Origin of the sequence: Novosphingobium sp. AP12, from assembly GCF_000281975.1 — a bacterium.
Classification (GTDB): Bacteria; Pseudomonadota; Alphaproteobacteria; order Sphingomonadales; family Sphingomonadaceae; genus Novosphingobium.
Map to the genome: position 1 here is coordinate 37,200 of NZ_AKKE01000049.1, position 10,112 is coordinate 47,311.

General features: G+C 62.4%; 8 protein-coding genes and 1 pseudogene. 1 reads left to right on the forward strand and 8 read right to left on the reverse strand.

The features are described from left to right. Nucleotides 1–19 precede the first annotated feature (19 nt). Genes PMI02_RS09210 through PMI02_RS09235 form a run of 6 tightly spaced genes read right to left on the reverse strand, consistent with a single transcriptional unit; the run spans nucleotide 20 to nucleotide 6,799 of the window. Nucleotides 20–925, reverse strand: coding sequence for a bifunctional 5,10-methylenetetrahydrofolate dehydrogenase/5,10-methenyltetrahydrofolate cyclohydrolase (locus PMI02_RS09210; protein ID WP_036503095.1), 906 nt, complete (start codon nucleotides 923–925; stop codon nucleotides 20–22). A 4-nt stretch (nucleotides 926–929) separates the two neighbouring features. After that, nucleotides 930–1,781: a formyltetrahydrofolate deformylase gene (purU, locus tag PMI02_RS09215; protein ID WP_007681855.1), complete on the reverse strand. Its 852-nt coding sequence runs from the start codon at nucleotides 1,779–1,781 to the stop codon at nucleotides 930–932. 23 nt (nucleotides 1,782–1,804) lie between these two features. Continuing rightward, the gene (locus tag PMI02_RS09220) at nucleotides 1,805–2,344 is read right to left on the reverse strand and encodes a sarcosine oxidase subunit gamma (RefSeq protein ID WP_238539041.1); all 540 of its coding nucleotides are present in this window, start codon (nucleotides 2,342–2,344) and stop codon (nucleotides 1,805–1,807) included. Then, on the reverse strand, nucleotides 2,313–5,282 hold the full coding sequence (locus PMI02_RS09225) for a sarcosine oxidase subunit alpha family protein (RefSeq protein ID WP_007681857.1): 2,970 nt from the start codon (nucleotides 5,280–5,282) through the stop codon (nucleotides 2,313–2,315). The genes PMI02_RS09220 and PMI02_RS09225 overlap by 32 nt, the downstream gene beginning before the upstream one ends. Next, a complete protein-coding gene (locus tag PMI02_RS09230; RefSeq protein ID WP_007681858.1) occupies nucleotides 5,279–5,530 on the reverse strand; it encodes a sarcosine oxidase subunit delta in 252 nt (83 codons plus the stop codon). Before PMI02_RS09230 ends, PMI02_RS09225 begins: the two co-directional genes overlap by 4 nt. Nucleotides 5,531–5,542: 12 nt before the next feature. Continuing rightward, the gene (locus PMI02_RS09235; protein ID WP_036503097.1) at nucleotides 5,543–6,799 is read right to left on the reverse strand and encodes a sarcosine oxidase subunit beta family protein; all 1,257 of its coding nucleotides are present in this window, start codon (nucleotides 6,797–6,799) and stop codon (nucleotides 5,543–5,545) included. A gap of 80 nt (nucleotides 6,800–6,879) precedes the next feature. On the opposite strand from PMI02_RS09235, the gene PMI02_RS09240 reads away from it, so the two are divergent. Further along, entirely contained in the window at nucleotides 6,880–7,938 is a 1,059-nt protein-coding gene (locus tag PMI02_RS09240; RefSeq protein ID WP_007681861.1) for a GlxA family transcriptional regulator, read from the forward strand. Here the strand turns inward: PMI02_RS09240 and gorA are convergent. Together gorA and PMI02_RS26345 are read right to left on the reverse strand one after the other, a co-directional pair. Further along, a complete protein-coding gene (gene gorA, locus PMI02_RS09245) occupies nucleotides 7,886–9,232 on the reverse strand; it encodes a glutathione-disulfide reductase (protein WP_007681863.1) in 1,347 nt (448 codons plus the stop codon). The genes PMI02_RS09240 and gorA overlap by 53 nt on opposite strands. A 112-nt stretch (nucleotides 9,233–9,344) precedes the next feature. Further along, nucleotides 9,345–9,541: pseudogene (locus tag PMI02_RS26345) on the reverse strand (IS66 family transposase); the annotation flags it as partial. Nucleotides 9,542–10,112: the final 571 nt, after the last annotated feature.

Here is a 10,112-nt window from a genome sequence, read left to right on the forward strand (position 1 = left end):
CAGTAGCAACCCTAACGCGCTACGCCGCAGATGTCATGTCCGCAGCAACTTTAGCCCCGTGATGCATCGCGGCCGATACGCGCGCAGCTTCCAACGTGTTGCTGAGCAGGCAAGCGATGGTCATCGGTCCCACACCGCCTGGAACAGGAGTAGTTGCAGCCGCGTGGCCCAGTTCCTCGGTGCGGGTATCTCCGACCAGCTGGCTCTTGCCATCCGCATCGATGACACGATTGATTCCGACATCGATAACCACAGCACCCGGCTTGATCCAGTCGCCCCGCACAAGGCCAGGGCTTCCCGCGGCGACCACGACAATGTCAGCTGTGCGCGTGATTTCGGACAGGTTGCGTGTCAGAATATGCGTCACCGTGACTGTGCACCCGCGCTCGAGCAACAGCATCGCCACTGGCTTGCCGACAATATTCGACATGCCGATCACAACTGCCTGCATTCCCCGAAAGTCGCTGACCACGGTATCGAGCAGCATCATGCATCCCAGTGGCGTGCAAGGAGTAAGCCCCCCGGTGCCAGTCGATAGCCTGCCTACGTTGACGGGATGAAAGCCATCAACATCTTTGGTCGGCTCGATCGTGTCCAGCACACGATTGGCATTGATTGTACGTGGCAGTGGCAATTGCACCAGAATGCCATGGATATCTGCGTCTTGGTTCAATGCGTGAATCAGAGAAATCAATTCTGTTTCGCACGTCTCAGCTGGAAGGCGATGCTCGATAGATCGCATGCCGACAGCCTTCGTCTTCACGAGCTTGCGGTTTACATAGACAAGGCTTGCCGGATCCGCGCCAACGAGAACAACTGCAAGTCCAGGCACGAGGCGCTGCTGAGTTGCGAGTTCCGCAACTCCTCGCGCCACGCGAGTCTCCAACTTCGCCGCGATAGCTTTCCCGTCGATCAGTTTAACCATCGGCCTAGTCCGAGAACACGACGGTCTTGGCGCCGTTTCTCAGCACGCGGCCTTCCAGATGCGCGCGCACCGCGCGGGCGAGCACGCGGCGCTCGATGTCTCTTCCCTTGCGCACCAGCGCCTCAGGCGAGTCCGAATGGCTGATCTGCTCGACGTCTTGGACAATGATTGGTCCCTCGTCCAGATCAGCGGTGACGTAGTGCGCGGTGGCGCCGATCATCTTCACTCCGCGCGCGTGCGCCTGATGATAGGGCTTAGCGCCCTTGAACCCGGGCAGGAAAGAGTGATGGATGTTGATGCAGCGGCCCGAGAGCCAGCCAGCAAGATCGTCCGACAGCACCTGCATGTAGCGCGCCAGCACCACCAGCTCAGCGCCGCTTTCGGTCACAACCGCCTTGATCCGCTCTTCCTGCTGGGGCTTGGAGTCCTTGGTGATCGGCAGATGATGGAACGGCACGCCTTCGAGACTGCCATAGGTTTCACGCGGATGGTTCGAGACGACGCCAACCACATCCATGCTCAGTTCGCCGATGCGCCAACGGTAAAGCAGATCCACCAGGCAGTGATCGAACTTGGACGCTAGCAGCAGGACCTTTCGCCTCTCGTCACGCCGGCGGATCACCCAATCCGCGGCAAAGGCGTCGGCCACAGGCCGGAACGCCTCCTGCATCGTATCGATGTCCGCGCCTTCAGGCAGGCAGAACGCCAGGCGCATGAAGAAACGTCCGGTTTCGATATCCGAGAATTGATTGTCCTCGAGAATGTTACCGCCGTATTCATAGAGCACACCAGTCACGCGCGTGACGATGCCCTGCTGGTCCGGACACGAGAGCGTAAGCAGGTAGACTGAAGTCATGTGAACCCCGTGATGCTGTGTGGTCAGAGCGCTGCCGCGGTGTGGTCTAGCCAGCGGCGGAAGCTGTCGAAGTAGCTGCGGAACGTCGCGATCTCGTATTTTGGCCGCCCTCGGGCATCATCATCCCGGCGCCAGATCACGACACCGATATGCGCGATCACCGTCGTCGCAGCGGCCCCGGGTGCGAAGACCTCCGGGTGGAAGTCGATCGCTGCGCCGCGCTGAAGAACCGTGCGCGCATCCTCGCCCGAAAGACGTATGAGCATATAGCCATCGCTCTGGTCCGAAACCGAGGCGAGCTCAGCCAATCGATCACGCAACGCCGTGTGCCACGCTGGCGAAACCATGTCGGTATGGGCGAACCAGGAGCCCGCACCCGTGCCAATCAGCGCGAGATTGTTCTCTCCGCGGCAGAATGCGGGTTGAGCGGGTGCCTCGACCCCGAGCGCCATGCCAATCGCCATGCCGCTAACGCCTTTGCGCGCCATGATCGTCGCGAGACCGAAACCGCTGAGTTGCTCGACTAGAAGGTCAGCCACGGACCCGCACCCCTTCAGGATCAAAGAAGACTGGGTTGCAGATTGCTGCCTCGACATCGGCGCCCCGCACCGGGTCGTGAACAATGATCCGCTCTCCATGGCGCTGATGTCCCAGCTTCAAGAAAGCGAGGGCAATAGGCAGGCCCAGCGTCGGAGAGTAGGCGGCGGACGAGACGAACCCTTCATCGTTCGCAGCAACAGCATCTTGTCCCGGAGACAACAAATGGGCTCCCGCCCTGATCAGACTGCGTCCGTTAACCGGCTTTAGGCCGACGAGGCGCGGCCGCTCAGGATCACACAGACCCGGCCGGCCGGCCATTACGCGCCCAAGGTAATCCTTCTTTGTCGACATCATCCGTCCCATGCCAAGGTCGGCCGCTGTCGTGGTGCCATTGAGTTCGTTGCCCGCCGGATGGCCCTTCTCGATACGCATCACGCTGAGCGCCTCGGTGCCATAAGCGGTTACGTCGAAGGCGCGGCCGGCTTCGAACAGAGCAAGGATCAACGCTTCGCCGAGCCTCGCTGGGACACTGATCTCATAAGCCAGTTCGCCCGAAAACGAGAGCCGAAACAGCCGGCAAACGCGCTCCTTCCAAACTAATTCGATTGCCCCCATGTAAGGTAGCGCGTCGTTCGCGAGATCCACGCTGGGCAACAATGCCTGCAGCAGGGCACGCGACTTGGGACCAGCAACGGCGTATGTTGCCCACTGCTCGGTGACCGAGGTCGCCTGCACGTCGAGTTCGGGCCAAAGCACTTGTCGCGCATAATCGATATGCTGCATTACCTTGGCCGCGTTGACCGTCGTCGTCGTGACGAAGTAGCTATCCTCGGCAAAGCGCGTGGTGGTGCCGTCGTCCATCACGAAGCCGTCCTCGCGCAGCATCACGCCGTAGCGGGCCTTGCCGATCGGCAGGCTTGCGAAGTTGTTGATATAGAGGCGGTCAAGCAGCGTGCCGGCATCGGGGCCCTGCACGTCGATCTTGCCCAGCGTAGAAACGTCGCAGACGCCGACACTGCCGCGCGTCGCGAGAACCTCGCGATTAACCGACTCCAGCCATTCGCTTTCACCGGACCGCGCGAACCATTGCGCGCGCTTCCACTGCCCGGCGTCGGTAAAGATCGCGCGTTGCGCCTGCGCCCAGCGATGGCTTGCAGTCTTGCGCATTGGCCGGAAATCCTGGCCGCGGTGGTGACCGGCGAGCGCGCCGATCGCGACCGGCAAATAGGGAGGACGCGACAGCACCGTGCCCGTCTCGGCGATGGTCTTGCCGATAACGGCTGCAAGAACCGCATGGCCGTTGAGCTGGCTCGTCTTGCCCTGGTCGGTCGCCATGCCGAGCGTGGTGTAGCGCTTCAGGTGCTCGATCGATATAAAGCCTTCGCGCGCAGCTAGCTGAACGTCGGTGACGGTGACGTCGTGCTGAAAATCGACGAAGGCCTTTGCCTTGCCCGGCACCTGCCAGAGCGGCGTAGCCGCTGCGAAATCGTCGCTGGCGGAAAAGGAAGGGAGGCCCTTCGGGGCAATGCCTAGATCGGCCAGCGCCGCGGATGCCTGGTGCACACCGCCGCGCAGGGCATCGCCCAGCGCCAGATCGCCGGCCGCCGCACCTGCGGGTGCCAAGCCAGGCGGGCAGGATTCCAGCAGGAATGCCTGCTGCGCGTCGGACCAGATCGGTCGTGCGCCGAGATTGCTGCCCAGGCCAATCGCCGGGTTCCAGCCCCCAGCCATGGCGACGAGATCGCAAGAGATACGTCGCGGCGCGCCTTCGGCGGTTCGCACGGTGACAGCTTTGGCGACCCTGCCGTGAACCTCAGTGACGACCGCGCCGAACAATGCCTCCACGCCCAGTCTACGCGCCAGCTCGATATGCCGCGCGTCCGCCGGACGCGCATCGACAACCGCGCCCACCCCCACGCCGGCACGCACCAGATCGTGTGCCGTTGTCCAACCGCTGTCGGTCGCGGTGAACACTACGGCACACTTGCCCGGCGCGACAGCGTAGCGGTTGACATAGGTCGATATGGCCGAGGCCATCATCACGCCCGGCCGGTCGTTGGCACCAAACACGATCGGCCGCTCAATCGCGCCCGCCGCCAGCACCGCGCGCTTCGCAATGATCTTCCACAAACGTTGCCGCGGTTGCCCGGACGACGGAGCGGAAAGGTGGTCGGATACGCGCTCGACAGCGCCATATTCGCGCCCGTCGTAGACGCCAAACACGGTCGTGCGCGTCAGTAGGCGAACGTTGGGCAGCGAGGCCAATTCTGCCGCGACCCGCGCAGCCCAATCGCTGGCAAGAATCCCATCGATCTGGTGGCGTTCTGACAGCAACCGCCCACCGGGCATGACATCTTCGTCGGCCACGATAACACGTGCGCCGGAGCGCGCGGCGGTGAGCGCCGCAGCGAGCCCGGCCGCGCCACCACCAATGACGAGCAGGTCGCAGAAGCCATGCTCACGATCGTAGTGGTCGGGGTCGGGCAGCATCGACAGTTTGCCCAAGCCAGCGGCGCGGCGGATGAGCGGCTCGTAAAGCTTCTCCCAGAGGGCGGCAGGCCACATGAAGGTCTTGTAGTAGAAGCCGGCAACCAACAACGGCGACGCGAGCTGGTTCACCGCCAGAAAGTCAAAGGCCAGACTGGGCCAGCGATTCTGACTGGTCGCCTCGAGACCGTCGTATAGCGGCACGGTCGTGGCGCGCGTGTTCGGCTCGGCGTGTGCGCCGCTACGCAGCGTCACCAGCGCGTTGGGTTCCTCGCTCCCTGCGGCGAGGATGCCGCGCGGCCGATGGTATTTGAACGAGCGGCCGACCAACCGGACGTCGTTCGCAAGGAGTGCTGAAGCCAGCGTATCGCCAGCCAGCCCCCGATAATTCTTGCCATCGAAGGTGAAGCGTAAGGGTTTCGTCCGGTCGATGAGTCCACCATTAGTCAATCGATTTACGTCGGTCCGGCTCATCGTACACCGTCCCGCGCGAAGATCGCGCCCAACATGGCATGCGTCGTCGTGTCCCGCGTCACCGCGATCCAGGTGCGGCAGCCCTGCGCGTGATACCAGTGCTCGGTCATCGGCCCGGCCAGGTTGTCGCGCAGGTAGACATAGTCGGCCATGCCGTCCTCGCTCTCTGGCCGCATGAGCGAAGCATCGCCTCGATATACGAATTCCTGGGCGTCCCGTTCACCACAATAGGGGCAGTCAATGCGCATAGGTTTCGCCCCTCAATGCAGGTTGGGTTGGGCGCCCTGGCCCTTTTCGTCGATCAGGTGGCCGGTGCGGAAGCGGTCGAGCCGATAAGCGGCGGCGGTCTCGTGCGCGCGGTCGGTAGCCAGCAGATGCGCGAAGCACCGGCCCGAGGCCGGTGTCGCCTTGAACCCGCCGTAACACCAGCCAGCGTTCAGATAGAGCCCGTCGATCGGGGTCCGATCGATGATGGGCGATCCGTCCATCGACATATCCATGATCCCGCCCCAGCTGCGGAGGAGGCGCACGCGGCCGATCATTGGCATCACGGCCATGCCGCCCTCGCAGACGTCTTCGACCACGGGCAGGTTGCCGCGCTGGGCGTAGGAATTGTACCCGTCGATATCGCCGCCGAAGACAAGGCCTCCCTTGTCCGACTGGCTGATATAGAAGTGTCCGGCGCCGAAGGTGATGACGCCCGGAATCACCGGCTTGAGCCCCTCGCTAACGAAGGCCTGGAGGACGTGGCTCTCGATCGGCAGCCGCAGATCGGCGAGCGCGGCGATCCGAGAAGAATTGCCCGCCACGGCCATGCCAACCTTGCCGGCCCGGATCAGCCCGCGGCTGGTCTCCACACCCACGACGGTGCCCGTAGCATCGCGCAGGAAACCCCTGACCTCGCAGTTCTGAACGATATCGACGCCGCGGTCCGAAGCCCCGCGCGCAAAGCCCCAGACCACGGCATCGTGGCGGGCAGTGCCCCCGCGCGGCTGATGCAGTCCACCCATGATCGGAAAGCGCGCCTGATCGAAATCGAGGAAGGGCGCCAGCTTTCGCACGCCATCGACGTCAAGCAATTCGGCATCGACGCCGTGCAGCCGCATGCCATTGCCGCGCCGCGCCGCGGCGTCGCGCTGCGCATCGCTGTGCACCAGGTTCAATACGCCGCGCTGGCTGACCATCGCGTTGTAGTTGAGTTCCTGTTCCAGACCCTCCCAGAGTTTCATCGACCATTCGTAGAACGGCGCGTTCCCAGGCAGCAGATAGTTGGAGCGGATGATCGTGGTATTGCGCCCAGCATTTCCGCCGCCGATCCAGCCCTTTTCAAGCACCGCGACATTGGTGATGCCGTGGACCGCGGCAAGATAATATGCTGTGGCCAGCCCGTGACCGCCACCGCCGATGATGATCACATCGTAGCCATCCTTCGGCACAGCGTCGCGCCAGGTCGGCTGCCAGCCGGAATGACGCGACAGCGCGTTTCGTGCAAGGCTCAAGATGGAAAAGTGTGTCATGAACCCTAACGGTTGCGCAGTTGCCTCCCGGCCAAAATAGCGGCAATACCCTTTCATGCTTATCCCAAAGCGACCATTCGATGCCGATTAGCGACAATCATGTCGATTTTTCGATGCGCCGATTGGGATTCGTTCTTATCGATGGCTTCGCGCTGATGTCGTACGCGTCGGTAGTGGAGCCTTATCGTGCTGCAAACATGCTGGCCGGCCGGCCATTGTACAGCTGGGTACACATTTCGGTCGCAGGTGATCCGTGCCAAGCGTCGAACGGCGCCACCTTCCTGGCGGATCAGGCGGTAGGCGAGCGAGCCGACTGCGATACGTTGTTCGTCTTCGCCGGCGGCGACCCCACCGACTTCGACGATCCAGCAACCTTCGCCTGGCTACGCGAAACCGCCGCTCGTGGCATCGTGATCGTCGGCATCTCGGCCGGTCCCTATTTGCTCGCGCGCGCCGGCCTGCTCGACGGCTATCAAGCGACGATCCACTGGGAGCACCTTCCGGCCTTCTTGGCAGAATTTCCGACCAGCGCTCCTCAGACCGGGCTCTACGTCATCGACAGAAGGCGGATAACCTGCGCCGGCGGCATGGCTGGCATGGATCTGGCCGTCGAGCTAATCGAACGCGAACAGGGACATGCCCTCGCCGCACAGGTTTCCGACTGGTTCATTCGCAGCGAGCAACGCGGCGCCGATCGACCTCAGCGTCTTAGCCTACGCGACCGATACGGCGTAGCGAACGACCGCGTACTGCGCGTGCTCGCGCAAATGGAAGCCTGTGTCGAAGACCCACTTAGTCGGTCGAATCTCGCTGCGATCGCCAGCGTATCGGTGCGCCAGTTGGAACGGCTGTTCGGCAGCAATCTTGGCGCGACCGTCAGCCAAATATACATGCGCATCCGCCTGTCTCAATCCGAACAGATGTTGCGCACCACAGCGCTGCCGATAACCGAAGTGGCACTCGCCTGTGGCTTCAAGACCAGCAGCCATTTCTCGCGCAGCTTCAAAGAGCAGTTCGGCAAAGCTCCGTCCGACCTGCGAGCACGAGGCTGGTGCGTGCAAGGTAAAGCAGCGACAGCCATATTCCCTACCGCATCAGTACGAGCTCTTCCGCCATCGACGGATGCAGTGCCACAGTAGCATCGAAATCGGCTTTCGTCAGTCCGGCCCGCACTGCGATGGCCGCGCCTTGAAGGATTTCAGGTGCCTCGGGTCCGATCATATGGACGCCGAGCACACGGTCGGTGTTGGCATCCACCACCAGTTTGTAAAGGCCGCGTTCGTGGCGGCTGGCGAAGACATTCTTCATTGGCCGGAAGTCGGACGAGAATACCTTTATGTTGCCGTACTTGTTACGGGCTTCGCTCTCGGTCAAGCCGACGGCGGCCAATGGCGGCTGCGAGAATACCGCGCTGGGCACACAGTCATAGGCGGTCTTGCGCTTGTTACCGCCGAACACACTGTCGGCAAAGGCATGCCCCTCGCGGATCGCCACGGGGGTGAGCTGGATGCGGTCGGTAACGTCTCCGACCGCATAAATGCTGTCGCAGACGGACTTGCTATGGTCGTCGACGGCAATCTGGCCGTTTTTGCCGAGTACGATGCCGGCGCTTTCTAACCCCAGCCCCTCGGTTTTGGGTTTACGGCCCGTAGCGATCAGCACGACGTCAGCACGGATCGGGTCGAGTTGACCCGGCGTCGCCAGGAGGTCGCCTTCAGGTGATGGCTCGACCTTGGTCAGCGGACAGTGGAACTTGTATTCGATCCCACGCGCCATCGTGATCTGGAGCAGCCGGTCGCAAAGCGCCTTGTCATAGCCGCGCAGGATCGCGTCGCTGCGGTTCACGACGGTGACATGGGCGCCCAACGCGTTGAAGATGCCGGCGAATTCCAGCGCGATATAACCCGCCCCCTGAATCACCACGCGGTTGGGGAAGGTCGGCAGGTGGAACACTTCGTTCGAGGTGATGCACAAGTCCGATCCCTCGAATACGGGCGTCACCGGCCAAGAGCCCGTGGCGACGAGGATGTACTTTGCGGTAAACTCGCGTCCGCTGGCTAGCCTGATCCCGTGCGGCCCGGTGATCGTCGCGCGCTCGAGGAAATGAACAACCTTGTTATTGTCGAGCGTTGCGATGTAGGCATTCTCGATCCGCGTGACATCGCGAAGCACGGCGTCGCGCAACACCGCCCACTCGAATTTCATGCCCTCGACCGTCCAGCCATAATTCGAGGCATCCTGCAGTTCCTCGGCGAAGTGCGATCCATAGACCAGCAACTTCTTGGGTACACAGCCGCGGATCACGCAGGTCCCGCCGACCCGGTGTTCCTCGGCGATTCCCACCTTCGCGCCGTGCGAAGCCGCGACCCGGCTTGCGCGCACGCCACCCGAACCCGCACCGATGACGAAAAGATCGTAGTCGTATTCAGCCATGAGACGCTCCTATTGCGGGAGCGCATACGGGCAGCTGGCTACCGTGTCGCCAGCGACTTTTGGGGTTAGGCCGGGCGGCGCAGGCGACGGCTAGAAGCAATTTTAAATAATGCGGCACGCCCTTCCGGGCGAAGCGCTCCTCCTGGCGGTTGAGGGGTTGGTGCTGGCCCACGTCTCGAACAGCAGCATGGCGAGGAAGCTGGGGCCAGCCCAACCGCTCTGCACTACGGGGAAGGGCGCAGGCGGCTGCGTGACCGCCTTGCAGTTCCGGCAGGACTTCTCCAGCACGCTTTGGACGACCTTTCTGGCGGGATCACCTCCAAACTCCAGGGCGATGCGCGGGCGTTCCTCAAGGAACAGGTCATCCCAGACGAACCGATCCGGGCGCGCGAAATGACGGACTGTATCCGGACCAGGTTCAGCCTCGACGACCACCCAAGAACGATCGAGCGGGAGCACGGTGTAAAAAACTGCGTAGCCGGCACGGGCGCGCAACGGCACTCGGGGTTGGGGGGCGGTGCAACACAGCGATACGAAATCTTGCGCGCGGCGGCCCTCGGGACCGCTTTGCCCGTAAAGGCGCGCAGCGGCCATACTATCCTTTTGCATGGGGGACGTGGGCTTGGGCGCGATCTTGCATGCGCCTTACCAAGCGTCACGGTTTGCCATGCCAGTTGTTGACCTGCCAATCGCCGATGAGTCTTCGGAGAAGCGCATAGTCATCCAGCTGCTTGCCGCATGGTGATGGCGGAGCCTGAAGGAGGAGAACGGCATGAACGAAAACCTCAAGGGTCAATTGTATCATCTCGATCGGGGTACCGTGCAAAGCAAAGCAGGAGAAACAGCGTTATCATTGCGTGACTTGCGCCAGACAATGCTG

Bases quoted from the DNA above. Each gene is read 5' to 3' on its own strand.
- PMI02_RS09210 (WP_036503095.1), bottom strand. From the start codon at position 925: ATGGTTAAACTGATCGACGGGAAAGCTATCGCGGCGAAGTTGGAGACT.
- purU (WP_007681855.1), bottom strand. From the start codon at position 1,781: ATGACTTCAGTCTACCTGCTTACGCTCTCGTGTCCGGACCAGCAGGGC.
- PMI02_RS09225 (WP_007681857.1), bottom strand. From the start codon at position 5,282: ATGAGCCGGACCGACGTAAATCGATTGACTAATGGTGGACTCATCGAC.
- PMI02_RS09230 (WP_007681858.1), bottom strand. From the start codon at position 5,530: ATGCGCATTGACTGCCCCTATTGTGGTGAACGGGACGCCCAGGAATTC.
- PMI02_RS09235 (WP_036503097.1), bottom strand. From the start codon at position 6,799: ATGACACACTTTTCCATCTTGAGCCTTGCACGAAACGCGCTGTCGCGT.
- PMI02_RS09240 (WP_007681861.1), top strand. From the start codon at position 6,880: ATGCCGATTAGCGACAATCATGTCGATTTTTCGATGCGCCGATTGGGA.
- gorA (WP_007681863.1), bottom strand. From the start codon at position 9,232: ATGGCTGAATACGACTACGATCTTTTCGTCATCGGTGCGGGTTCGGGT.